Below are 23,031 nucleotides of genomic sequence, written 5' to 3' on the forward strand. Positions count from 1 at the left end.
TACGTTGAGCCTGACGTGACTTCACTCTTCTCGCAGCTGAGCCTGGGTTCGACAACCCTCCCCAACCGCGTCCTGATGGCGCCACTGACCCGGATGCGCGCCGGGCAGCCGGGCGACGTACCCAACCCACTGATGGCCGACTACTACCGCCAGCGCGCCTCGGCGGGCCTGATCGTCTCCGAGGGCACCCAGATCTCGCCGCAGGGCAAGGGCTACATGGACACCCCGGGCATCCACTCGGCCGAGCAGGTCGAGGGGTGGCGCCACGTCACCGACACCGTCCACGAGGCCGGCGGCCGGATCGCGGCGCAGCTGTGGCACACGGGCCGGGTCTCCCACGAGTCCTTCCACGACGGCGACCTCCCGGTCAGCGCCTCCGCGCTCCCCTACCGCAACCGCACGACCGTACGCGGCGAGGACGGCACCCCCACCCGGGTCAACTGCCCCACGCCCCGCGCCCTGGAGACCGCCGAGATCGCGGAGCTGATCGAGGACTACCGTCGCGCCACCCGCAACGCCCGCGAGGCCGGCTTCGACCTCGTCGAGATCCACGCCGCCCACGGCTACCTGCTCCACCAGTTCTCGAGCTCGAGCAGCAACGAGCGCACCGACTCCTACGGCGGGTCGCTGGAGAACCGCGCCCGGCTGACGCTGGAGGTGCTCGACGCCGTCGTCGAGGAGTGGGACGCGGAGCACGTCGGGATCAGGATCTCCCCGATCGGCTCGTTCAACGGCCTCGAGGACCCCGAGGGCGCCGAGATGGGGCTCTACCTGGCTGCCGAGATCGGCAAGCGCAGCATCGCGTTCCTGCACCTGTCCGAGCCCGACTGGGCCGGCGGCCCGGAGCTCTCCGACGACTACCGCAAGCAGCTGCGCTCGGCGCACCCCGGCCCGATCGTCGGCGCCGGTGCCTACACCGCGGAGAAGGCCGCCCGTCTGCTCGAGGCCGACCTGATCGACGCGGCCGCGTTCGGGCGTACGTTCATCGCCAACCCGGACCTGCCCCGGCGCCTGGCGGAGAGCCTGCCGCTCAACGAGCCCGACCTGTCGACCTTCTACGGCGGCGGCGAGGCCGGCTACACCGACTACCCCGAGTGGACCGCCTGAGTTCAGCTCGCTCTCACCTGAACCCGCACGGCGGAGACCGTTCCTCTGGAATGGTTCTCCGCCATGCGGGTTCTCGCGACGTGTGCCCTGTCCCTTGCGCTGCTCGGCGGCGCGTTCACCCCGTTCTCGGCGGCGCGGGCCGCTGCGCCACCCGTCGATGACCCGGTGGCGCTGGTAGATCCGTTGATCGGCTCGTCGAACGGCGGCAACACCTACCCCGGAGCCGTACGCCCCTTCGGGATGCTCTCCTTCAGTCCGACCTCCACGGCGGGCGACCAGACCAACACCGCCGCGTCGAACGGCTACTCCTACGACACCACCCGGCTGCGCGGCTTCTCGCTCACCCACGTCAACGGCGCGGGCTGCCACCCCGGCGCCGCCGGGGACGTGCCGATCTTCCCGCACACCGGCGAGATGACCGGGTCGCCGACCGCGGACGTCACCGATGCGACGTACGCCTCGGACTTCAGCCACGCCGACGAGCTGGCCGAGCCCGGGCGCTACCGGCTGGGGCTGGCCAACGGGGCCGAGGTCGACACGGCGGTGACGACCCGGGCCTCGGTCAGCGACCTGACCTTCCCCGCGGACAAGCCGGCCAACCTGCTCTTCCGCACCTCCAACTCGCTCAACGGCAGCGAGACCGCCGTGACCCGGATCGACGAGGCGAAGCGAACGGTGAGCGGGTCGGTGCTCACCGGCGCGTTCTGCGGCCGTCGGGGCAACGGCGGCGGGAGCAACAAGCGCTCCTACTACCGGCTCTACTTCACCGCCCAGTTCGACCGCGGCTTCACCGGCCACGGCACCTGGGTCAACGGCGAGCTCCAGCCGGGTTCGACCGAGGCGCGCGGCGGTGAGGGCTACGAGACCGGCGCGGCCCGGCAGGGACAGGGCTCGGGCGGCTACGTCTCCTTCGACGCCGATGGCGACCAGACGGTACGGATGCGGATCGGGATCTCCTACACCAGCCTGGCGGCGGCCGAGAAGAACCTCGCCACCGAGATCGGACGGCGCGACGCCGTCTCCTCCGTCGCCGCGGAGGCCAGGGCCGAGTGGCGCCGGGCGCTCTCCTCGATCGAGGTCGCCGGCGGGACCTCGGCGGAGCAGACGGCGTTCTACACCGGGCTCTACCACTCCTATCTGCAGCCCAACGTGATCTCCGACGTGGCCGGCACCTACTGGGGCAGCGACCAGGAGGTCCATCGGATCGAGCGCGGCCAGCGGGCGCAGTACGGCAACTTCTCCGGCTGGGACCAGTACCGCGCCCACACCCAGCTGCTCGCCCTGCTCGAGCCGCGCACCGCCGGTGACTTCGCTCGCTCCCTGCACGCCTACTCCCGCCAGCACGGCGGGGTCTGGGACCGCTGGGTCCACCTGAGCGGCTGGACGCACGTGATGACCGGCGACCCCTCTGCCCCGACGCTGGCCGGCTTCTACGCACTCGGCGTCCGCAACTTCGACGCCGCCGGGGCGTACGAGTCCCTGGTCCGCCAGGCGACGGTGCCGCACCCCGACGGCCTGTCCAGCTACGGCTGCCCGGGCCAGTGCATCGGCCAGCGGCCGAACCTGGCCGACTACCTCGCCAAGGGGTACGCACCCCAGGACACCTGCCGCTGCTGGGGCGGCGCCGCGGAGACCCTCGAGGACGCCGTGGCAGACTATTCGCTCGCCGACTGGGGCCGCCGCCTCGGCGCCTCCTCGTCCCAGACGGACTCGCTGATGGAGCGGGCCGGCTGGTGGCAGCACACCTTCAACTCCGCCGCCGGGGACGGCGGATATCAGCAGGCCCGCAACGCCGACGGGAGCTGGGTCCCTGGCTTCACCCCGTCGACACAGACGGGTTTCGCGCAAGGGAGCAGCGCGACGTACACCTGGATGGTGCCGCACGATGTCGACCGGCTGGCCGAAGCCGTCGGCGGGCGCAAGCGGGTGATCCAGCGGCTGGACGCGTTCTTCCACAAGGCCGACGGGTCCTGGCAGTACACCGGCGGCGACGCGCTGCGCTACGACCCGACCAACGAGCCCGGCATCCACATCCCCTGGATGTACAACGCGCTCGGCGCCCCCTGGAAGACCCAGGAGACGGTCCGCGCCATGGCCTCGCTCGCCTACGGGACCGGCCCGCGCGGCCTGCCCGGCAACGACGACCTCGGCACCATGTCAGCCTGGTACGTCTTCTCCGCGATGGGCATCTACCCCCAGGACCCCGCCCGCGCCGAGATGCTCGTCTCCAGCCCCATCTTCGAGAGAGTCGTGATCCACCGCGGCAACGGCGTCGACATCGCCATCGAGTCACCAGAAGCCGGCGCCGAGAACATCTACGTCCGGTCCGTCACCCTCGACGGCACGCCGCGCACCCAGTCCTGGCTCCCCGAGTCCGTGATGAACCGCGGCGGCACCGTCCACATCGACGTCGGCCCCTCCGCCAACAAGGAGTGGGGCACCGCCGAGGCCGACCTGCCGATCTACCACACCGACTGAGGCGTCAGCATTTGGTATGCACTCATCGTGCACGCACAATGAGTGCATGGCCTATCTGCAGATCCGCGACATCCCCGATGACGTACGTGATGTCCTCGCCCAGCGCGCGAAGGACCGTGGGCAGTCGCTGAACTCCTACCTGCGCGACGTCGTCCTCCGGGAAGCGTCGTTCGCCAACAACCAGGCCTTGATCGACCGCGTGATCGCCAGCCGAGGGGAGTCGAAGTTCACCACCGAGGATGTGCTCGCCGCACGCGACACGGCTCGAGGCGAACGCACCGAGGGCGCCGCGTGGTAGTCCCCGATGCTTCGGCCGTCACCCTTCTCTTCGCGGATCCCGGCAGCGACCCTCGGGTGAGCGCGGCCACGAAGATCCTGACCGAAGACCCCGAATGGGTCGTGCCTGAGGTGTGGCGCACCGAAGTCCTCAGCGTCTTCCGCGGGCTCCTCCTCGGCGGCAAGCTCACCCGCCGGGACGCGGAACAGGCGTTGGTCTGGCTCCAGGCGATCACGGTGATCACCGCACCGACCGGCCCGTGCCTGACTCGGATGTGGGAGCTGCGCGGCAATCTGTCGGCCTACGACGCCTGCTACGTCGCCGTCGCCGAGTCGCACGACCTCACCCTCGTCACCGCCGACGTCCGCATCGCGAAGGCAGGCGTCGCGCGCTGCCCGGTGAGAACGCTCAACTGACACCCTCAGGCGGCGAGGGTCAGCGGTGGGTTGAGGTCGTTGCTGATGTCGATGGTGCCGGTCGGGCTGACCAGGTATTGGTAGCCGTGGGGGCTGTGCCATCGGTAGGTGGCGGCTCGGATGCGGTGGTAGGTCCAGCCGTGGTGGGTCTTCATCCGGTGGTGTTGTCGACACAGCGGGGTGAGGTTGTGGCTGCGGGTCTTGCCGCCGTCGGCGTGGGCGGTTCGGTGGTCGAGGTCGCACCGCTCGGCGCGGGCTTGGCAGTAGGGGAAGGAGCACTTGTGGTGGAGCAGTGCGGCTTGGCGGCGCTGGCGGGTGGTCGGGACGTAGCCGGCGGTCTCGATGTCCTCGGTCAGGTCGACCACGAGGATCGGGTTGATGATGGTGCCGGGGGTGGTGGCCCATTGCTCGAGGCGTTCGATGCTGACCAGGCCACGGGTGTTACCCAGCCGTGCCAGGCCGGTGCCGGCCAGGTCGCGGGTGTCGGTGTGGATGACCAGCTCGACGACTCGGGCGACGCCGGGAACGTTCTCGAAGGAGCCTGAGTTGTAGGCCCGTCCCAGGACTCCGAGTGCGGCGGCCCGCCGCACGTCGAGGCTCGCATCGGCGTAGCCGTCCTGGTCGAGGAGACCGTGCGCGATCGCGGCAACCGCCTGTTCCAGGTCCAGGGCGTCGGCGGCGTCGAGGACCCCGTCGAGGTAGCCCAGCGCGAGCACGGCTTGGCCTTCTTCGGCACCCGCACCGACGAACGGGGTCGTCTGGTTGGTGGTGATGGTGACGGATCGGTGTTCGACCGCATCGGATTCGGCGACCGCAGCAGCCACATCGGGTTCGAACAGGGCGGCTGCTTGGGTGGTAGCGCGTTCGAGCTGGATCGGTCCCATCTGGTGGGCGTAGGGTCCGACCTGCTGGTCGACCCAGGCCACAGCCTCGGCGTCGAGGTTCCGGCTCAGGGCTGCCGAGGGCCGGCTCCCGACCCAATCCCGAAGCAGACAGGGCTGGCCGCCGACCCGATATCCAGCCAATCTTTTCTCGATCGTCGCCGGTGTCAAGGACCGCGAAGCGGCCGGCGCAGCCGGCGGCCGAAGGCCGTCCTTTACTCCGGGGACGATCGAGAAGACCCTCAAGAAATGGTCGGCGGCCAGCGACCGCGGCAGCGAAAACCCACCACCCCCTCCGACGAAGCCGAGGACCACGGCAAACCCACCAACACACCCGCCTCACGATGCTCACCGCGGCACTCCCTCCGCACGATCTCTCGATAAAGTCCACGGTCCGCTGCCAGATGCGGCAACGAAGAGAGTCGGCCGCAAGCCGCAAGCCGCGAGCAGGGCCAATTCGAAGCTTCCCCCACCGACGATGCGCACACCGAACAGCACGACGCACACGCACCGAGGGGACTACCCCGGCCGACCGCAACCATCTGCGAAGATGCGGGCGTGAGCACTTCGACGACGTCACGCGGCAACGCTCTCGACCGCTTCTTCCAGATCAGCGCGCGCGGCTCCACGGTCGGGCGTGAGGTCCGGGGTGGTGTGGTCACCTTCTTCACGATGGCCTACATCGTCGCGCTGAACCCGCTGATCCTGGGCTTCGCGGAGGACGTGAACGGCGATCTCCTCGGCGGCACCAGCGGCGACAACCTGGCGGCGATCGCCGCCGGAACCGCGCTGGTGGCGGGCGTGATGACGATCCTGATGGGCCTCGCCGCCAACTATCCGCTGGCCCTGGCGACCGGGCTCGGGCTCAACGCGTTCGTGGCGTTCACGATCGCGGGGCAGATGACCTGGGCCGATGCGATGGGGCTGGTGGTGATCGAGGGCCTGGTGATCCTGGTGCTGGTGCTGACCGGGTTCCGGGAGGCCGTCTTCCACGCCGTGCCGCGCGAGCTCAAGACCGCGATCTCGGTCGGGATCGGCCTGTTCATCGCGGTGATCGCCTTCGTCGACGCCGGCTTCGTACGCCGTATCCCCGATGCCGCGAACACCACCGTCCCGGTGCAGCTCGGCCCGACCGGGCAGCTCGCGGGCTGGCCGGTGCTGGTCTTCGTGATCGGTCTGGCCCTGGTGATCACCCTGTGGGTGCGCAAGGTGCGGGGCGCGATCCTGATCTCGATCGCGGCGACCACGGTGCTGGCCATCATCGTCGAGGCCGTCACGGATCTCGGCGCGAGCAGCGCGGAGAACCCGACCGGCTGGTCGCTCAACGTGCCGGCCGTGCCGGACAAGATCGTCGACTGGCCCTCGTTCGCGACGCTGGGCGAGTTCAACCTGCTCGGCTCCTTCGAGAGCGTCGGCATCGTGACCGCGGTGCTGCTGGTCTTCACGCTCATGCTCGCCGACTTCTTCGACACCATGGGCACGATGACCGCGATCGGGTCCGAGGCCGGCCTGCTGCGCGAGGACGGCACCCCGCCGCGTACGCGCTCCATCCTGGTCGTCGACTCGCTGGCCGCCGCGGCCGGCGGTGCCGGCGGCGTCTCCTCCAACACCTCCTACGTCGAGTCGGCCTCCGGTGTCGGCGAGGGCGCCCGCACCGGTCTGGCGGCGGTCGTCACCGGCGTGCTCTTCCTGCTGACCACCTTCCTGGCCCCGCTGGTCACGGTGATCCCGTCGGAGGCGGCGGTGCCCGCCCTGGTGCTGGTCGGCTTCCTGATGATGCAGCAGGTCAAGGACATCAACTGGGCCGACCCGGACATCGCCATCCCGGCCTTCCTGACCATCGCGCTGATGCCGTTCACCTACTCGATCTCGGTCGGCATCGGCGCCGGCTTCCTGGCGTACGTGCTCATCAAGGTCGTCCGCGGCAAGATCAAGAGCGTGCACCCGCTGATGTGGCTGGTGGCGGTCATGTTCGCCGTCTACTTCGCGATCCATCCGATCTCGAGCTGGATCGGCTGATGAGCGAGCTCGCGCCGGACCCGGGCCCCCGGCAGCCGTTGCGCGAGGTGGTCGCCCGCGACATCCGTCGCAAGATCATGGCCGGTGAGCTGGCTCCGGGCGATCGGCTGCGCGAGCAGGCGCTCGCCACGGAGTACGGCGTCTCGCGCGTCCCGGCGCGGGAGGCGCTGCACGTACTGGCCCAGGAGGGCTTCGTCGACACGGTGCCGCGTCGCGGCGCGACCGTGGCGTTCCCCTCTGCGCAACGGACCCGGCAGCTCATGGTGATCCGGGAGAACCTCGAGATCCTCGCGGCCGGGCTCGCTGCCCGGCGGCGCGGCGGCGACCAGGGCGCGGAGCTGACCGAGGTGCTCGAGCTCGGCACCCGGGCGACGGCCACCGGCGACTACGCCGCGCTGCCGGAGCTGATCGCGCGGTTCCACGACGCCATCGGGATCGCCTCGGGCAACGACGAGCTCGCCAAGCTGACCCGGTCGTTGCGGATGCAGGTGCGCTGGGTCTTCGAGATGCAGCTCGAGGAGCGCTCGGGCCAGTCCTGGAAGCATCACCAGGAGATCGCCGAGGCGGTCCTGGCCGGCGACCAGGAGCGGGCCGAGGCCTCGATGCGGGCCGACGTCACCCGCGATGCCGACCTCCTGGTCGACCTGCTGGTCGCTCGCGCGGAGCGTCAACGGTCCTGACCCCGGCTTAACCAGACCGGGCGGCTTCTGAAACGGGGACGAAACCGCGTGCTGTTTGTATACAAGAATGATCGAACGGTGTACGGAGCCGCCCGTGCTGGTGGTCGGCAACAGCGTCACCAGGTCGTTCCCCAACGGCACCACCGCGCTCGCCGAGGCGAGCTTCGAGATCCGCGCGGGCGAGTTCGTCTCCTTCGTCGGGCCCTCGGGCTGCGGCAAGTCGACGATGCTCCGCATGGTCGCCGGGCTCGACCTGCCCACCAGCGGCAGCGTCGAACGCGGCGACGGCGAGGTCGGCTACGTCTTCCAGGACGCGACGCTGCTGCCGTGGCGTACGGCCCTGGGCAACGTGGTCCTCCCGCTGCGGCTGGCCGGCACGAAGAAGGCCGAGGCCGAGGAGCGGGCGCGCGCCGCGCTCGAGGTCGTCGGGCTGGCTGCGTACATGGACCACCGCCCGGCCCAGCTCTCGGGCGGGATGCGGATGCGGGTCTCGATCGCCCGCTCGCTGGTCCAGCGGCCGGAGCTGTTCCTCTTCGACGAGCCGTTCGGCGCCCTGGACGAGATCACCCGCCAGGACCTCAACAGCCAGCTCGACGCCCTGATGGCGACCGACCCGTTCACCGGGATCTTCGTGACCCACTCGGTCCCCGAGGCGGTCTTCCTCTCCGACCGGGTCCTGGTCTTCTCCGCCCAGCCCGGCCGGATCGTCGCCGACCTCCGCATCGACCTACCGCGGCCGCGTCCCGAGGGACTGCGCTTCAGCAGCGAGTACGCCGAGCTGTGCCGTCAGGTCTCCGACGCGCTCGCCGGCGCCCACCGGAGCACCGACGCGAAGTCGGAGGAGGCCGCATGACCACTCTGATCGAGACCCAGCCGGAGACCCGCCCGCTGACGACGGTCCCGTTCCTCCGCTTCGACCCGGGCCGTGGGAGGTGCTCGAGGCCGGCTTCCTGCAGGAGGCCGGCCGGACCGAGATCTTCACGGCGCTGTGGTCGACCACGAGGATCGCCCTGGTCGGTCTGGTGCTGGCGATGGCGGTCGGCGTGTTCTTCGCGATCGTGATGAGCCAGGCCCGCTGGGCGGAAGCGTCGTTCTACCCCTACGCCGTGATCCTGCAGACCATCCCGATCCTGGCGATGGTGCCGCTGCTCGGGTTCTGGTTCGGCTACGACTTCACCTCGCGGCTGATCGTGTGCGTGCTGCACTCGCTGTTCCCGATCATCACCAACACGATGTTCGGCATCGCCTCGGTCGACGACAACCTGCACGACCAGTTCTCGCTCTTCCGCGCCTCGCGGTGGCAGCGGCTCGTCCACCTCCAGCTGCCGGCCGCACTCCCCGCGGCCCTGGCCGGATTCCGGATCTCGGCCGGGATGGCGGTGGTCGGCTCGATCATCGCCGACTTCTTCTTCCGGCAGGGCCAGCCCGGCATCGGCCGGCTGATCGACACCTACCGGCAGAGCCTCGACACCGACCTGATGATGGCCGCCCTGGCCGCCTCCTCGCTGGTCGGCATCCTCCTCTTCCTGCTCTTCGGCGCCGTCCTGCGCGCCGTCGATGCCCACCGCTCCCCGCGTCGCTGACCCCCACCCCCTGGAAAGAACCTCATGACGTACGCCCGTTGGACCCGCATCACCGCCACCACCGCCCTCGCCGCGCTCGCGCTCACCGGATGCGGTGGCAGCGAGGAGGCGATCGGCGACCCGGACGCCCCGAAGGGATCGCTCGCGGCCGCCTGCCCGGCGACCGTGGTCATCCAGACCGACTAGTACGCCACCCCCGAGCGCTCCCCCGCCTACAACTTGATCGGGCCCGACGGCGAGATCGGTGACACCGGGGTCACCGCCGAGATCCGCCTCGGCGGGCCGTTCATCGGCGGCCAGCCCGTGACGGCGCAGCTGTACACCGACGACACCATCGACCTCGGCGTGGTCGCCACCGACATCGCGATCCGCGACTACGAGAAGTTCCCCACCCGCGGGGTGTTCACGATGATGCAGAAGTCGCCGTTCATGGTGATGTTCGACCCGGCCAAGTTCCCCGAGGTGAAGACCTGGGACGACGTCAAGGACACCGGCGCGCCGGTCCTGCACGCCCAGGGCGTGAGCTGGGTCGACTACCTCGTGCACGAGGGCCTCGTCGACACTCAGCAGCTCGACGGCTCCTTCGACGGCAGCCCGAGCCGGTTCGTCGCCGACGACGGCGCGCTGTTCCAGCAGGGCTACGTCAGCAACGAGCCCTACCGCTGGGAGCACGACGTCGCCGAGTGGGCGAAGCCGACCGCCCACCTGATGCTCGATGACGCCGGCTACCAGGTCTACCAGCAGGCGTACGCGGTCCGGGCCGGCGACGAGGAGGCGCTGAGCCCGTGCCTGGAGGAGCTGGTGCCGCTGCTGCAGCAGTCGGAGCTCGACTACCTCGAGGACCCGAAGCCGGTCAACGACACCCTGATCGAGATCGCCGCCGCCATCAAGGACGGCCCTCCGATCACCCCGGGCGGCAACGAGAACTCGGTGAAGGTCCAGGTCGAGGCGGGGCTCGTCGCGAACGTCCCGGACCTCACCGGCGACGACCTGGTGACCAACGACTACATCGACCCCGAGATCAAGCGTTGACCCCTACGCAGGCAAGCACCGTGATCGGCCGCATTCTCGGGGCCCGTACGTCCGCCGGCCTGGTCGATCTCGGGATCGACGGCGGAGTTGTCTCGACGGTCTCCGACCCGTCCCCCATCGGGCCGGAGACCGTCGTGGACGCCGCCGGGGCGGTCGTCATGCCCGCCTTCGTCGACGCCCACGTCCACCTCGACAAGGCCCACCTGCTGGGGGTTGGCGGCCTCGAGGTCACCGGCCCGGGCGTGGGCCCGGCGATCGCGCTGATGCAGGAGGTGCGGCGTACGCAGCCCGCGGGGATCGTCGAGGTCGGCGCCCGGCAGGGCGTGGAGTCGCTGGTGCGCCACGGGGTCGTGGCCGCCCGGGCGCACGTCGAGGTCGACGCCGGCATCCGGCTCGACATGCTCGACCTGCACATCGCGCTGCGCGAGGAGAACGCCGAGCGGATCGATCTGCAGCTCTCGGTCTTCCCGCAGAACGGGCTCACCCGCGAGGTGACCGCGCTGATGAGCGCCGCGCTGCGCCACGGCGGCGGAGTCGTCGGCGGCTGCCCGTACGTCGACGACGACCAGGAGGCCCACCTCGACGTCGTCTTCGGCCTGGCCGAGCGGTTCGGGGTCCCGGTCGATCTGCACCTCGACTTCGACGACGACCCGTCGGGGTCGATGGTCGCGGCCGTCGCCGAGCGCACCCGCGCGCTCGGGATGCACAGGCAGGTCACCATCGGGCACGTCACCAAGCTGGCCGCGATGTCCATGGACGAGCAGGAGGTCGCGTACGCCCTGATGGCAGAGGCCGGGATCTCGCTGGTCGTCATGCCGGCCACCGACCTCTACCTCGGCGGGTCCGGCGAGCCCGGCAGCCGCAGCCTGGCCCCGCTGGAGCGCGCCCACGCCGCCGGGGTGCGGGTCGCGGTCTCGAACAACAACCTGCACAACGCGTTCTCGCCCTACGGCAACGGCAACCTGCTCCAGGCCGCCTGGACCGCCGGGATCCTCGGCCGGCCCCCCGCACGGCACCTCGGCGGGCGATGTGGCCGACCTGGTCGTGCTGGACACCGACGACCCCCGGCTCGTCGCGCTCCAGGTACCCTCGGTCCTCGCCTCGCTCCGGTCGGGGACGCTCGTACATCGGCAACGCAGCATCCGTACCCAGACCATGGAGGTCACCTCATGACCGGCATCAGGACACTTCGCAACGCCACCCTGGCCGACGGCTCCCGGGTCGACGTCTCGGTGGCCGACGGGACGATCTCGGCGGTCTCGCCGCCGTCCTCCTCGGTCGCCGAGGGCGACATGGATCTGGACGGTGCCCTCCTGCTTCCGGCGCTCGTCAACGGCCACGCCCACCTGGACAAGACGCTGATCGGCTCCGGCTGGCACCCGCACCATCCCGGCACGACCGTCCGCGAGCGGGTGGCGGCCGAGCACACCCTGCGCGGCGAGGTCGGTGTGCCCGTGGTGGAGCGCGCCCGGGCGCTGGCGGAGCAGATGATCTCGTTCGGCACCGGGACGGTGCGTACGCACGTGGACATCGACCCCGAGGTCGGCCTGGCCGGTCTGGAGGCCGTGCTCGAGGTGCGCGAGGCGCTCCGCGACCGGCTGCGGATCGAGATCGTCGCCTTCCCGCAGAGCGGGATCACCACCTCGCCGGGCACCGAGAAGCTGCTCGACGAGGCGCTGGCCGCGGGCGCGGACCTGGTCGGCGGACTGGACCCGGACGGCTTCGACGGCGACGCCGAGGCCCACCTCGACGTCGTCTTCGGCCTCGCCGCCCGGCACGGGGCCGGTGTCGACATCCACCTCCACGACCTGGGCGCTCCCGCGGTCCGTCAGTACGAGCTGATCGCCGCCCGTACCCGCGCCGAGGGGCTGGGCGGGAGGATCAACGTCAGCCACGCGTACGGCCTCGGCTCGATCCCTCTCGACGAGGCGCGGCGCATCGGCGGCCTCTTCGCCGAGGCGGGCGTCTCGGTGCTCACCAACGGGCCGGCCGGACCGATGCCGCCGGTGCTGGTGCTGCGTGAGGAGGGCGCCACGGTCTGGTCCGGCTCGGACAACATCCGTGACGCCTGGTGGCCCTACGGCGACGGCGACATGCTCGCGATCGCCCGTCAGGTCGCCTACCAGTCCGGCTTCCGCACCGACGAGACCCTCGCCGTCGCGCTCGACCTCGTCACCGACGCAGCCGCGTCGGCGGTGGGCCTCGACGCGTACGGGATCGTCGTCGGTGCGCCCGCGGACCTGCTGGTCCTCGACGTGCCGACGCCCGCCGCGGCCATCGCCGCCGCCCCCACCTCGCGGACCGTGCTGCATGCCGGCGAGGTGGTGGCGACGCGCGTGGAGACCGTTCGGATCGAGTAGGTCAGCCCAGCATGTCCTTGACGAGCGGGACGACCTGAGTGCCGTAGAGCTCGATCGAGGCCATCAGGTCCTCGTGACGCACCTGGCCCTGGTCGTACTTCAGGTCGAAGCGGTCCACGCCGAGCACCTTGATGGTGCCCGCCAGCTTCCGGGCGACCGTCTCGGGCGAGCCGACGTAGAGGGAGCCTCCCTCGATCTCGCGCTCGAAGTCGCCGGGGCTCGGCGGCGGCCAGCCGCGCTCGTGGCCGATCTGGGTGCGCATCGCCAGCCAGCCCTCGTAGACCGTCTCCCGGGCCTGCTCGTCGGTCTCGGCGACAAACCCGGGCGAATGGACGGCGACGCGCTGCCGAGGCGTCCCGAACTCGTCCTGGGCGCGCTCGAAGAGGTCGATGTAGGGCGCGAAGCGGTCGGCCGGACCGCCGATGATCGCCAGGAAGAGGCCGAAGCCGTGGCGGGCGGTGCGTACGACCGACTCCGGACTGCCGCCGACGCCGACCCAGGCGGTCAGGCCGTTCTCGGTGCGCGGGAAGACCTCCTGGTCGGTGAGGGCGGCGCGGGTGCGGCCCTCCCAGGTGACCTTCTCCTCCTTCAGCAGCGCGGAGAGCAGCTCGAGCCGCTCCTCGAAGAGCTCCTCGTAGTCGGCGAGGTCGAAGCCGAACAGCGGGAACGACTCGGTGAACGAGCCGCGGCCGGCGACGATCTCCGCGCGGCCGTTCGAGACCGCGTCGAGAGTGGCGAACCGCTCGAAGACCCGCACCGGGTCATCCGAGCTGAGCACGGTCACCGCGGAGCCCAGTCGCAGCCGCTCGGTGCGGGAGGCGACCGCGGCCAGCACCATCTCGGGGCTGGAGACGGCGAAGTCGCGGCGGTGGTGCTCGCCCACCCCGAAGAAGTCGAGCCCGACCTGGTCGGCCAGCACGCCCTCCTCGACGATGTTCCGGATCACCTGCGCGTGGTGCTGCGGCTTGCCCTCGGCGTCGCGGGTGACCCCGCCGAAGGTGTCCAGGCCGAACTCGATGTCAGTCACGACCGTTGAAACCTCAACCAGTCGTGGCGCATTCCCACGGCTCGTTCGGGATCTCGTGGGTCTCGCTCGCCAGGTGGCGCCACAGCGTCCCGCCGCTCTCCAGATCGAGCCGTCCGTCCGGGCAGGCCTCGGGCGGTACGTCTCGCCCAAGCGCGGTGACCGACCCGAGCACCCGGTGCGGGCCGAGGAGTCCGGGGGCCAGCGAGGCGGCGTCCAGGTCGAGCGACTCGACCAGGATCGGACGCCCGTCGTGCTCGTGGGCCGACCAGGTGGTGCTCACCCGACCGGGCCGCTCGCCGTGCCGGCCGAGGACGAGGGTCTCACGAAGGGCGAGCCTGGCTCCGGGCGCGAGGGTGACCCGGGTGTCGCGGGTGACGTCGGCGCCGGCGGAGACGACGAACGGTTCGCCGGCCCAGACCAGGGTGGCGCTCGTCGCGAGGGTGATGCGGACCGACCAGGAGGCCCGTCCACCGTCCATGTCGTAGGCGACCGTCCCGGCAGGCTCGACCAGGGTCAGGCTCGCACCCTCCCCCACCTCGACCTCGACCGTGACGTCGTCGCCGGCGAGGAGCATCGCGCCGTCGGGGACCAGCGAGATCCGCGCCGAGCGGTCGTCGCTGGCGAGCAGCATCGGGCGCAGCGCCGGAGCCGTCGCCGGGCCGGCGACGTCGGTCCCGATGCGCACGCGCGTGCCGTCGACCGCTCCGACCCGCACCCGGGTCAGGGAGCCGCTGGCCAGCTCAGGCGTGCTGATGGTCGTGGACATGCTCGGCGTCGTGCTCGTGGGTGTGGCTGCTGCCGTCCGCGTGGAAGTGCGGCGCCATCGGGCCGGGGTCGGCCGGCACCAGGTCGCCACCGCGGTGCCGGGTCAGCTCGGACCGCACCCACGCCACCAGCGCCTCGACGGAGGCCGGATCCGTGCGGGAGAGCGCGATGACCGGTCGGCCCTCGCGCACCGACCCCGCGTCGGAGACCATCGCGACCGGGTCGACACCGACGTACGGGGCGAGGTCGGTCTTGTTGACGATGAGCAGGTCGGCGCGCTCGATGCCGGGACCGCCCTTGCGGGCGACGTCGCCGCCGCCGGCGACGTCGATCAGGAAGATCTGGGTGTCGACCAGCGCCGGGGAGAAGGTCGCGGTGAGGTTGTCGCCGCCGGACTCGACCAGGACCACATCGAGTGGTGCGAACTCCTCCTCGAGCTCCTCGACCGCGATCAGGTTGGCGGTGACGTCGTCGCGGATCGCGGTGTGGGGGCAGGCGCCGGTCTCGACGGCCCGGATACGGGCCGGGTCGAGCACGCCGGCGGAGCGGAGGAAGCGGGCGTCCTCGTCGGTGTAGATGTCGTTGGTGACGACACCGATCTCCAGGTCGGCGGCCAGCTCCCGGCACAGCAGCGCGATGAGCGAGCTCTTGCCGGTGCCGACCGGGCCACACACTCCGATGCGCAGCCCCCTGCCGTCCTTCGCGTTCTCAAGCACTGAACAACCTCCTGGTCGTGTCGGCGTGGGCGAGGGCCCACAGGTCGAGATGGGGTGCGCTGGGCGCGGGGATCTGGTCGGGATCGGTGAGCGGGGCGACCTCGGTGGCGAGCCGCTCGGCCTCCGGGAGCAGGTCGTGCACCCACGAGGTGGCGTCGAGCGGGTCGAGGGGCAGCAGCTTGAGGGCTGCCGAGGCGACCGTCTGCAGGTCGTCGTACGCCACCAGGCGACCCAGCGAAGCCGGCGCGAGGCCACCGGAGGCGGCCGCCGCGGCCAGGACGAGCGGACGACAGGGACGCTGGAGGACCGCCACCTCTGCGACGTGCGGCGAGTCCGGGAACAGGCGCTTGACCAGCCGCAACAGCGCGCGGCCGAGCGTGCGCGAGGTGTCCCGCATCGGGGCCGCGGGGGTGCGGGCCGCCCACGCGTCGACGACCGGCTCCAACGGCAGACCGGCGCGCAGCCGGTGCAGCGCGACCACCGCCGTACCCGCCTCGACCCGTACGACGCTCGCCTGTCGCGACCGCATGAAGGCCGGCACGTGCTCAGCGGTGAGTCCGGAGCGTACGGCTGCCTCCAGCTGGCCCGACTGGGTGTGTCCGGCGACCGGGAGGCGGGCGTCGGCCAGCAGCATCATCAGCAGGTTCTCGGACATCGCGCTCAGAACATCGAGTAGAGCTGGGTCAGCGGCAGCTCGGTCGCAGGGGCGGGCTCGATCAGCTCGCCGTCGACGTGGATGCGGAACGTCTCGGGCTCGACCCGGATGTCCGGGGTCGCGGAGTTGTTGATCATGTCGGCCTTGCCGATCTCCCGGGTGGGCGCGAGACGGACCAGACGGCGGCGCAGACCGAGACGCTCGGCGAGACCGGCCTCCAGCGCGGAAGGGGCGACGAACGAGACCGCGTGGTCCGCGCCCGGCCCGACCAGCGTCGGTCGCATGAGCACCGGCTGCGGGGTCGGGATGGAGGCGTTCGGGTCGCCGAGGGCACCCCAGACCAGGGCACCGGCCTTCATCACGACCTCGGGCCGGATGCCGAAGAACCGCGGGTCCCACAGGACCAGGTCGGCCATCTTGCCGGGCTCCACGGAGCCGACCTCGGCGGCGATCCCGTGGGCGATGGCGGGGTTGATCGTGTACTTCGCGACGTACCTCTTGGCTCTCACGTTGTCGGCCGGCCCACCCAGCGAGCCGAGCCTGGCCTTCATCGCGTGGGCGACCTGCCAGGTACGGCAGATCACCTCGCCGATGCGGCCCATCGCCTGGGCGTCGGAGGAGGTGATCGACAGCGCGCCGAGGTCGTGGAGTACGTCCTCGGCGGCGATCGTGGTCGCCCGGATCCGGGACTCGGCGAAGGCCAGGTCCTCCGGAACCCGCGGGTTGAGGTGGTGGCAGACCATCAGCATGTCGAGGTGCTCGGCGACGGTGTTGACGGTGTGCGGAAGGGTCGGATTGGTGGAGCCGGGGATGACGTAGGGCAGCGAGGCGACCGAGAGGATGTCGGGCGCGTGCCCTCCCCCGGCGCCCTCGGCGTGGAAGGCGTGGATGGAGCGGCCGGCGATCGCCGAGACGGTCGACTCCAGGTAGCCGGCCTCGTTGAGCGAGTCCGAGTGCAGGGCGACCTGCAGGCCGTGCTCGTCGGCGGCCCGCAGCGCGGCGTCGATGGCGGCCGGGGTCGAGCCCCAGTCCTCGTGGACCTTGTAGGCGGCTGCCCCTGCCAGCGCCTGCTCGGCCAGCCCGGCCGCGGAGACGGTGTTGCCCTTGCCCATCAGCAGCAGGTTGACCGGCATGTCATCGAGCGCGCGGTGGACGGTCTCCAGATGCCATGGCCCGCCCGTGACCGTGGTGGCCTTGGACCCCTCCGACGGTCCCGTTCCGCCACCCCCGATGGTGGTCGTCCCTGTCGAGATCGCCTCGACGATCTGGGACCGGGACAGCAGGTGTACGTGGACGTCGATCGCCCCGGCGGTGAGGATCTTGCCCTCACCGCTGACCACGTCGGTGCCTGGTCCGATGATCAGGTCGGGGTGGACGCCGTCGGCGATGTCGGGGTTGCCGGAGCGGCCCAGGGCGACGATCCTCCCGCCGCGGATCCCGACGTCGGCGCGGACGATGCCCCAGTGGTCGAGCACGAGCGCGTTGGTGATCACCGTGTCGAGCGCGCCCTCGGACGACGGCACCGTTGACTGGTTCATCGACTCGCGGATCGACTTGCCACCGCCGAAGACCGACTCCTCGCCGCCGGCGGTCAAGTCGTCCTCGACCTCGATCCACAGGTCGGTGTCGCCCAGGCGCACCTGGTCGCCGGTCGTGGGGCCGTAGAGCGCGGCGTACTCGGTCCTGCTGATCTCCACCATCACGCCTCCTTGACCTGGATGCCGGGCACGAAGCGCGCGCCCTTGAACGCCACGATCGCGACCTCCCGGGACGCGCCCGGCTCGAACCGGCGCGAGGTGCCGGCGGGGATGTCGAGCCGGAAGCCTTCGGCCGCGTCGCGGTCGAAGGAGAGGGCCGAGTTCACCTCGGCGAGATGGATGTGGGAGCCGATCTGGACCGGCCGGTCGCCGGTGTTGAGGACGACCAACGTACGCCGCTCCGACTCGCTCCGGTCGATGTTGAGCCGGATGGTGCCCTCGGCGACACGTACGGCTCCGGGACCGCTGGACTGCACGGACATGCTGGCCTCCTCAGGCGATGGGCTGGTGGATGGTGACGAGCTTGCGGCCGTCGGGGAAGATGGCCTCGACCTGCACCTCGACGAGCATGTCGACGACGTCGGGCATGACCTGCTCCCGGGTGAGCACGGTCCGTCCCCGCGTCATCAGGTCGGAGACCGAGGCCCCCTCGCGCGCCCGCTCGATCACCCAGGTGGACAGCAGGGCGACGGACTCGGGGTAGTTGAGGAGCACCCCGCGGGCGAGCCGGTCGCGCGCGACCATCCCGGCCACGGACAGCAGCAGCTTCTCGGTGTCGGACGGGGTCAGATGCATGTCGCCAACTCTCTCGACTCTCTAGACGGCCAGCTGGGATCGGACGTGATCGTGCGCCTCGGAGCCGCCGTCACCACGCGCGGTGATCCGGCCGGACTCGAGGATGTAATAGGCAGAGGCCGTACGCAGCGCGAACCCGACGTGCTGCTCGACCAGCAGCACGGTGAGGTCGCCGCGGCCGGTGAGCTCGGAGATCACCCGCTCGATCTCGGCGACCACGTTGGGCTGGATGCCCTCGGTCGGCTCGTCGAGGATCAGCAGCCGCGGCCTGGTCAGCAACGTACGCGCGATCGAGAGCTGCTGGCGCTGACCGCCCGAGAGCAGCCCGGCGCGTCGGCCGAGCAGGTCCTTCAGCGCGGGGAACAGGTCGAGCATCTCGCTGATCCCGGCCCGGTCGCCGGCGAGCTGGAGGTTCTCCAGCGCGGTCATGTCGCCGAAGCTCTGCTGGCCCTGCGGGACGTAGCCCAGGCCTCGCTGGACGCGCGCGCTCGGCCTCAGCGCGGTGACGTCCTCGCCGTCGAGCAGCACCCGGCCGCTCTTGGCCCGGACCAGCCCGACCGCCGCCTTGAGCAGGGTCGTCTTGCCGGCGCCGTTGTGACCCATCAGCGCCACCGCGGCACCGCTCGGGACCTCGAGGCTGACCTCGTGGAGCACCGTGGTGCGGCCGTAGCCGCCGGTGACCGACTCGATCCTCAGCATCAGGCGTCCTCTCCTAGATAGACCCGTTGCACCTCGGCGTCGGCGCGGATCTCGGCAGCCGTGCCCTCCGCGATCACCTTCCCGGCATGCAGGACCGTGACGATGTCGGCGAACCGGCGTACGAAGTCCATGTCGTGCTCGATGACCACGACGGTCCGCTCGGGGCTGATCCGGCGCAGCAGCTCGCCGGTCTCGTCCCGTTCCTCGGCCGACATCCCGGCGACGGGCTCGTCGAGCAGCATCACCGAGGAGTCCTGGACCAGCAGCATGCCGATCTCCAGCCATTGCTTCTGCCCGTGCGAGAGCACGCCCGCGGGCCGGTCCGCCAGCTCGGTGAGCCCGACGGTCTCCAGCACCTCGGCGACCTGCTCGGGCGTCCCCCGCCGCGGCAGCATCAGCCGCCACCGCGCCCGGTGCACGCCGGCGGCGATGTCGAGGTTCTGCAGCACGCTCAGCTCCTCGAAGACCGTGGCCGTCTGGAACGTACGCCCCACCCCGAGGCGGGTGATCCGGTGCGATGCCAGCGCGAGCAGATCGCGTGTGCGATACCGCGCCTCACCACTCCCCTTCGCCAAGCCGGTCAGGGCGTCGACGAGCGTCGTCTTCCCGGCTCCGTTGGGGCCGATCAGGAAGTGCAGCCGGCCGGGTTCGAGGTCCAGGGACACCCCGTCGATCGCGACGAACCCGTCGAACTCGACCCGCAGGTCGCTCACCGTCAGAGTCATCGCGCTGCCGCCTCCTCGGATGCTGACCGAGCTATCTCGGTCTCGCTCTGCTTCCCTCGTGGAACTCCGCGAGGGATGTGATCGCTCACCGAGCTACCTCGGTGAGCATTCGCCCGCCCGATCAGCCCCAGCAGCTGCGCCAGCCCGCCCGGCAGCAGCAGGATGACCAGCACGAACAGGGCACCCTGGAAGTAGGACCACGACCCCGGGAACGCCTCGGAGAGCGAGGTCTCGGCGTAGCCGATCAGCAGCGCGCCGACGGCCGGGCCGAGCAGCGAGGCACGCCCGCCCAGCGCGACCCCGGCGAGCAGCCCGATGGAGGCGACCACGCCGACGTCGTCGGGCGAGACGATCCCGGCGATCGGCACGAAGAGCGCACCGCCGATCGAGGCGAGGACGGCCGCGATGACGTACGCCGCGAGCTTGACGTTGGCCGGGTCGGTGCCGAGGAACCGCACCCGCTCCTCGCCGTCGCGGACGGCGACCAACAGCTCACCGAATCGGGTGCGGTAGAGCCAGGCCATCGCCAGGATCGAGACCAGCAGGATCCCGGCGGCGAGGAAGTAGAGCATCCGCTTGTTGGCCGGGTCGAACAGGGCGTACCCGAAGAAGCCCTGGAAGTTGTTCAGCCCGTTGGCCCCGCCGGTGGTCTTGACCTGACCGACGAGCAGGATCGCGAAGGCGGCGGCGAGCGCCTGGCTCAGGATGGCGAAGTACGCCCCCTTGATCCGCCGCTTGAACACCGCGAGCCCCAGCAGGCCCGCCACCAGTGCCGGCAGGACGAGGATGACGACGACCGCGAGCCCGCCGTTGCGCAGCGGCTCCCACCAGCCCGGCACCGTGGCGTCGCCGTAGAGCGCCATGAAGTCCGGCACCCCGCCGGGGCCGGCGTCGGCGAGCTTGAGGTGCATCGCCATCGCGTAGGCGCCGATGCCGAAGTAGAGCCCCTGACCGAGCACCAGCATCCCGCCACGGCCCCAGGCCAGGCCGATGCCGACCGCAGCGATGGCGTAGCAGCAGTACTTCGCGAGCAGGCCGAGGCGGAAGTCGGACAGGACCGCCGGGGCGAGGACGAGCAGGGCGACCGCGAGCAGCAGCCAGCCGACGTACGGAGAACTGTGCTTGATTCTCAGGGTCTTCATGCTCATGCCAGGCTCCTGGTCCGGACCGAGAGGATGCCCTGCGGGCGCAGCTGCAGGAACGCGACGATCGCCAGGAAGACGATCACCTGGGCGACCGAGCCGGTCAGGGCATGGGCGAGGAAGGCCTGCAGCAGACCGATCCCGAGGGCCGCCACGATCGTGCCCTTGAGGTGCCCGATGCCACCGACGACGACCACCAGGAACGCCTGCACGATGTAGGACGTGCCGAGGTTGGGGCCGGTCGACCCGAGCAGCGTGAGCGCCACCCCGGCCACACCGGCCAGCCCGGACCCGATGAAGAAGGTGGCCCGGTCGGTGCGGCGCGTCGAGATCCCGATGGTCTCGGCGAGATCCCGGTTGCCGACGGTCGCCCGGATCTGACGCCCGAGGGCGGTGAACCGGAGCACCGCGAGCAGCGCCGCCACGCAGAGCCCGGCCAGGACGATGATGAAGAGCCTGGTCAGCGGGAAGTCGTAGCCCAGGATCGGGATCGAGCCGTCCAGCCAGCCCGGCGCGGGCACCTCCTTGGCCGGAGCCCCGAAGATGTCGCGCGCGACCTGCTGCAGGAGGAGACCGACGCCGTAGGTGACCAGCAGCGTGTCCAGCGGCCGGGCGTACATCCACCGCAGCACGCTCGCCTCGAGCGCCAGCCCGAGCAGCCCGCCGACCACGAACCCCGCGGGGAGCGCGATCAGCAGACTCAGCTCGGTGCTGGCGACGATGGTCGAGACGACGTACGCGGTGTACGCGCCGGCCATGATGAACTCGCCGTGGGCCATGTTGATCACGCCCATCTGACCGAAGGTCAGGGTGAGCCCGAGGGCGATGAGGAGCAGGACCGCACCGGCGGAGACGCCGGTGAAGACCTGGGCGAGCAGCGCGTCCAACGGTTAGTTCTTCCACCAGTCGTAGGACTTCAGGTAGGGGTCCGGCTCGATGGGCTTGTCGCTGGACCAGACGGTGTCGATCAGACCCGCGGAGTTCACCTGGCCGATGAGCGCGGTCTTGGCGATGTGGTGGTTCTCGCCGTCGACCTCGACGGTGCCCTCGGGTGCGTCGTAGGTGACCCCGTCGGAGGCATCGATGACGTCCTCGACTGCGAACGAGTCGGCCTTCTCGACCATGCCCTTCCACAGGTGCAGCGAGGTGTAGGCCGCCTCCATCGGGTCGGAGGTGACCGCCTTGGCACCGTTGGCCGCCTTGAAGTCGGTCACGAACTTCTGGTTCGCCGGGCTGTCGATGGTCTGGTAGTAGTTCCAGGCCGTGTACTGCCCCTCGAGGTTGCCCACGCCGACGCCCGGGACCTCCTCCTCGGCGATCGAGACCGAGAGCACCGGCATCGCCGAGGCGGTCAGGCCCTTGCCCTTGTACTCCTTGAAGAAGGCCACGTTGGAGTCGCCGTTGAGGGTGTTGAAGACCGCGTCCGCGCCCGCGGCCTTGACCTTGTCGACGACCGTGCCGAAGTCGGTCGAGCCCAGGGGCTGGTACTCCTCACCGAGCACCTCGATGCCGTTGGCGGCGGCGTACTGCTTGATGATCTTGTTGGCCGTGCGCGGGAAGACGTAGTCGGAGCCGACCAGGAAGATCGACTCGATCTTCTTCTCCTGCTTGAGGAAGTCCAGCGCGGGGATGATCTGCTGGTTCGTGGTCGCGCCGGTGTAGAAGATGTTGTGCGAGGACTCCAGGCCCTCGTACTGCACCGGGTAGAAGAGCGGCGCGTCGTTGCCCTCGAAGACCGGCAGCATCGCCTTGCGCGAGCTGGAGGTCCAGCCTCCGAAGACGGCCGCGACGCAGTCGTCCTGGATCAGCTTGGTCGCCTTCTCGGCGAAGACGGTCGGCTCGGACTGGCCGTCCTCGCTGACGATCTCGAGCTTCTTGCCGAGGACGCCGCCGTCGGCGTTGATCTCCTCGGCCGCCATCGACAGGGACTTGAAGACGGTCGTCTCGCTGATCGCCATCGTCCCCGACAGGGAGTTCAGGAAGCCGATCTTGATGGTGTCACCGCTGGTGTCGACGCAGCTCTCGCTGGTCGCGGTGTCACCGGTCTTGGCGCCGCCACAGGCGGTCGCGGTCAGGCCCAGGGCGAGCACCGAGCTGGCCGCGAGGATGCGGCTCGAGAATTTCGTACGCACGGGA

At 70.6% G+C, this 23,031-nt stretch carries 24 protein-coding genes; 11 read left to right on the plus strand and 13 right to left on the minus strand.

Annotated features, from left to right (window positions below; all coding sequences use genetic code 11):
* The first annotated feature begins 15 nt into the window (after positions 1 to 15).
* From nemA to ABZ796_RS16585, 4 genes are all read left to right on the plus strand, one after another.
* On the plus strand, positions 16 to 1,107 hold the full coding sequence (nemA, locus tag ABZ796_RS16570) for an N-ethylmaleimide reductase (RefSeq protein WP_357338291.1): 1,092 nt from the start codon (positions 16 to 18) through the stop codon (positions 1,105 to 1,107).
* A 63-nt stretch (positions 1,108 to 1,170) separates the two neighbouring features.
* The gene (locus ABZ796_RS16575) at positions 1,171 to 3,585 is read left to right on the plus strand and encodes a GH92 family glycosyl hydrolase (RefSeq protein WP_357338292.1); all 2,415 of its coding nucleotides are present in this window, start codon (positions 1,171 to 1,173) and stop codon (positions 3,583 to 3,585) included.
* Positions 3,586 to 3,631: 46 nt separating this feature from the next.
* Positions 3,632 to 3,883 carry a hypothetical protein gene (locus ABZ796_RS16580; protein WP_357338294.1) on the plus strand — a complete coding sequence of 84 codons (252 nt, stop codon included), beginning with the start codon at positions 3,632 to 3,634 and terminating at the stop codon, positions 3,881 to 3,883.
* Complete coding sequence (locus tag ABZ796_RS16585; protein WP_357338295.1) at positions 3,877 to 4,278, plus strand: type II toxin-antitoxin system VapC family toxin; 402 nt, start codon at positions 3,877 to 3,879, stop codon at positions 4,276 to 4,278. Before ABZ796_RS16580 ends, ABZ796_RS16585 begins: the two co-directional genes overlap by 7 nt.
* 5 nt (positions 4,279 to 4,283) lie before the next feature.
* Here ABZ796_RS16585 and ABZ796_RS16590 read toward each other — a convergent pair whose 3' ends face one another.
* A complete protein-coding gene (locus ABZ796_RS16590) occupies positions 4,284 to 5,162 on the minus strand; it encodes a hypothetical protein (protein WP_357338296.1) in 879 nt (292 codons plus the stop codon).
* 555 nt (positions 5,163 to 5,717) lie between these two features.
* Between ABZ796_RS16590 and ABZ796_RS16595 the strand changes: the two genes are divergently transcribed.
* From ABZ796_RS16595 to ABZ796_RS16625, 7 genes are all read left to right on the plus strand, one after another.
* On the plus strand, positions 5,718 to 7,178 hold the full coding sequence (locus ABZ796_RS16595) for an NCS2 family permease (protein WP_357338298.1): 1,461 nt from the start codon (positions 5,718 to 5,720) through the stop codon (positions 7,176 to 7,178).
* A complete protein-coding gene (locus ABZ796_RS16600; RefSeq protein ID WP_357338299.1) occupies positions 7,178 to 7,858 on the plus strand; it encodes a GntR family transcriptional regulator in 681 nt (226 codons plus the stop codon). The genes ABZ796_RS16595 and ABZ796_RS16600 overlap by 1 nt, the downstream gene beginning before the upstream one ends.
* Positions 7,859 to 7,925: 67 nt before the next feature.
* Positions 7,926 to 8,711 carry an ABC transporter ATP-binding protein gene (locus tag ABZ796_RS16605; protein ID WP_357338300.1) on the plus strand — a complete coding sequence of 262 codons (786 nt, stop codon included), beginning with the start codon at positions 7,926 to 7,928 and terminating at the stop codon, positions 8,709 to 8,711.
* A gap of 79 nt (positions 8,712 to 8,790) precedes the next feature.
* Positions 8,791 to 9,441 (plus strand): ABC transporter permease subunit, encoded by a 651-nt coding sequence (locus ABZ796_RS16610; protein ID WP_357338301.1) that lies wholly within the window; start codon positions 8,791 to 8,793, stop codon positions 9,439 to 9,441.
* Between the two features lie 24 nt (positions 9,442 to 9,465).
* On the plus strand, positions 9,466 to 9,627 hold the full coding sequence (locus tag ABZ796_RS16615) for a hypothetical protein (protein ID WP_357338302.1): 162 nt from the start codon (positions 9,466 to 9,468) through the stop codon (positions 9,625 to 9,627).
* A 33-nt stretch (positions 9,628 to 9,660) separates the two neighbouring features.
* Positions 9,661 to 10,473, plus strand: coding sequence for a hypothetical protein (locus ABZ796_RS16620; RefSeq protein WP_357338303.1), 813 nt, complete (start codon positions 9,661 to 9,663; stop codon positions 10,471 to 10,473).
* Between the two features lie 20 nt (positions 10,474 to 10,493).
* On the plus strand, positions 10,494 to 12,833 hold the full coding sequence (locus ABZ796_RS16625) for an amidohydrolase (RefSeq protein ID WP_357338304.1): 2,340 nt from the start codon (positions 10,494 to 10,496) through the stop codon (positions 12,831 to 12,833).
* Position 12,834: 1 nt separating this feature from the next.
* Here the strand turns inward: ABZ796_RS16625 and ABZ796_RS16630 are convergent, their stop codons facing one another.
* The 12 genes from ABZ796_RS16630 to urtA are packed head-to-tail and all read right to left on the minus strand — an operon-like array spanning position 12,835 to position 23,027.
* Positions 12,835 to 13,860 (minus strand): LLM class flavin-dependent oxidoreductase, encoded by a 1,026-nt coding sequence (locus ABZ796_RS16630; protein ID WP_357338305.1) that lies wholly within the window; start codon positions 13,858 to 13,860, stop codon positions 12,835 to 12,837.
* Positions 13,861 to 13,873: 13 nt separating this feature from the next.
* Positions 13,874 to 14,626: an urease accessory protein UreD gene (locus ABZ796_RS16635; RefSeq protein ID WP_357338306.1), complete on the minus strand. Its 753-nt coding sequence runs from the start codon at positions 14,624 to 14,626 to the stop codon at positions 13,874 to 13,876.
* Entirely contained in the window at positions 14,601 to 15,341 is a 741-nt protein-coding gene (gene ureG / locus ABZ796_RS16640) for an urease accessory protein UreG (RefSeq protein WP_357338307.1), read from the minus strand. Before ureG ends, ABZ796_RS16635 begins: the two co-directional genes overlap by 26 nt.
* On the minus strand, positions 15,334 to 15,996 hold the full coding sequence (locus ABZ796_RS16645; RefSeq protein ID WP_357338308.1) for an urease accessory UreF family protein: 663 nt from the start codon (positions 15,994 to 15,996) through the stop codon (positions 15,334 to 15,336). The genes ureG and ABZ796_RS16645 overlap by 8 nt, the downstream gene beginning before the upstream one ends.
* 5 nt (positions 15,997 to 16,001) lie before the next feature.
* The gene (locus ABZ796_RS16650; RefSeq protein ID WP_357338309.1) at positions 16,002 to 17,696 is read right to left on the minus strand and encodes an urease subunit alpha; all 1,695 of its coding nucleotides are present in this window, start codon (positions 17,694 to 17,696) and stop codon (positions 16,002 to 16,004) included.
* A complete protein-coding gene (gene ureB / locus ABZ796_RS16655; protein ID WP_357338310.1) occupies positions 17,696 to 18,016 on the minus strand; it encodes an urease subunit beta in 321 nt (106 codons plus the stop codon). Before ureB ends, ABZ796_RS16650 begins: the two co-directional genes overlap by 1 nt.
* 10 nt (positions 18,017 to 18,026) lie before the next feature.
* Positions 18,027 to 18,329 (minus strand): urease subunit gamma, encoded by a 303-nt coding sequence (locus ABZ796_RS16660; protein ID WP_357338311.1) that lies wholly within the window; start codon positions 18,327 to 18,329, stop codon positions 18,027 to 18,029.
* A gap of 21 nt (positions 18,330 to 18,350) precedes the next feature.
* A complete protein-coding gene (locus ABZ796_RS16665; protein WP_357338312.1) occupies positions 18,351 to 19,028 on the minus strand; it encodes an ATP-binding cassette domain-containing protein in 678 nt (225 codons plus the stop codon).
* Positions 19,028 to 19,753: an urea ABC transporter ATP-binding protein UrtD gene (gene urtD, locus ABZ796_RS16670; protein ID WP_357338313.1), complete on the minus strand. Its 726-nt coding sequence runs from the start codon at positions 19,751 to 19,753 to the stop codon at positions 19,028 to 19,030. The genes ABZ796_RS16665 and urtD overlap by 1 nt, the downstream gene beginning before the upstream one ends.
* Positions 19,750 to 20,901 carry an urea ABC transporter permease subunit UrtC gene (gene urtC / locus ABZ796_RS16675; RefSeq protein WP_357338314.1) on the minus strand — a complete coding sequence of 384 codons (1,152 nt, stop codon included), beginning with the start codon at positions 20,899 to 20,901 and terminating at the stop codon, positions 19,750 to 19,752. The genes urtD and urtC overlap by 4 nt, the downstream gene beginning before the upstream one ends.
* Positions 20,898 to 21,782, minus strand: a complete 885-nt coding sequence (urtB, locus tag ABZ796_RS16680; protein WP_357338315.1) for an urea ABC transporter permease subunit UrtB — start codon at positions 21,780 to 21,782, stop codon at positions 20,898 to 20,900. The genes urtC and urtB overlap by 4 nt, the downstream gene beginning before the upstream one ends.
* Before the next feature lie 3 nt (positions 21,783 to 21,785).
* Entirely contained in the window at positions 21,786 to 23,027 is a 1,242-nt protein-coding gene (gene urtA / locus ABZ796_RS16685; protein WP_357338316.1) for an urea ABC transporter substrate-binding protein, read from the minus strand.
* Between the last annotated feature and the right edge of the window lie 4 nt (positions 23,028 to 23,031).

It is taken from the genome of Nocardioides sp. NPDC047086, assembly GCF_040643685.1.
Taxonomy (GTDB): domain Bacteria; phylum Actinomycetota; class Actinomycetes; order Propionibacteriales; family Nocardioidaceae; genus Nocardioides.

What these genes read in the sequence shown, in the direction of transcription:
- urtC (WP_357338314.1), bottom strand. Translation starts at nt 20,901, where the DNA reads ATGAGCATGAAGACCCTGAGAATCAAGCACAGTTCTCCGTACGTCGGC.
- ABZ796_RS16650 (WP_357338309.1), bottom strand. Translation starts at nt 17,696, where the DNA reads ATGGTGGAGATCAGCAGGACCGAGTACGCCGCGCTCTACGGCCCCACG.
- ABZ796_RS16635 (WP_357338306.1), bottom strand. Translation starts at nt 14,626, where the DNA reads ATGTCCACGACCATCAGCACGCCTGAGCTGGCCAGCGGCTCCCTGACC.
- ABZ796_RS16645 (WP_357338308.1), bottom strand. Translation starts at nt 15,996, where the DNA reads ATGTCCGAGAACCTGCTGATGATGCTGCTGGCCGACGCCCGCCTCCCG.
- ABZ796_RS16590 (WP_357338296.1), bottom strand. Translation starts at nt 5,162, where the DNA reads ATGGGACCGATCCAGCTCGAACGCGCTACCACCCAAGCAGCCGCCCTG.
- ureB (WP_357338310.1), bottom strand. Translation starts at nt 18,016, where the DNA reads ATGTCCGTGCAGTCCAGCGGTCCCGGAGCCGTACGTGTCGCCGAGGGC.
- ABZ796_RS16605 (WP_357338300.1), top strand. Translation starts at nt 7,926, where the DNA reads ATGATCGAACGGTGTACGGAGCCGCCCGTGCTGGTGGTCGGCAACAGC.
- ABZ796_RS16580 (WP_357338294.1), top strand. Translation starts at nt 3,632, where the DNA reads ATGGCCTATCTGCAGATCCGCGACATCCCCGATGACGTACGTGATGTC.
- ABZ796_RS16660 (WP_357338311.1), bottom strand. Translation starts at nt 18,329, where the DNA reads ATGCATCTGACCCCGTCCGACACCGAGAAGCTGCTGCTGTCCGTGGCC.
- ABZ796_RS16575 (WP_357338292.1), top strand. Translation starts at nt 1,171, where the DNA reads ATGCGGGTTCTCGCGACGTGTGCCCTGTCCCTTGCGCTGCTCGGCGGC.
- ABZ796_RS16600 (WP_357338299.1), top strand. Translation starts at nt 7,178, where the DNA reads ATGAGCGAGCTCGCGCCGGACCCGGGCCCCCGGCAGCCGTTGCGCGAG.
- ABZ796_RS16615 (WP_357338302.1), top strand. Translation starts at nt 9,466, where the DNA reads ATGACGTACGCCCGTTGGACCCGCATCACCGCCACCACCGCCCTCGCC.
- ABZ796_RS16665 (WP_357338312.1), bottom strand. Translation starts at nt 19,028, where the DNA reads ATGCTGAGGATCGAGTCGGTCACCGGCGGCTACGGCCGCACCACGGTG.
- urtD (WP_357338313.1), bottom strand. Translation starts at nt 19,753, where the DNA reads ATGACTCTGACGGTGAGCGACCTGCGGGTCGAGTTCGACGGGTTCGTC.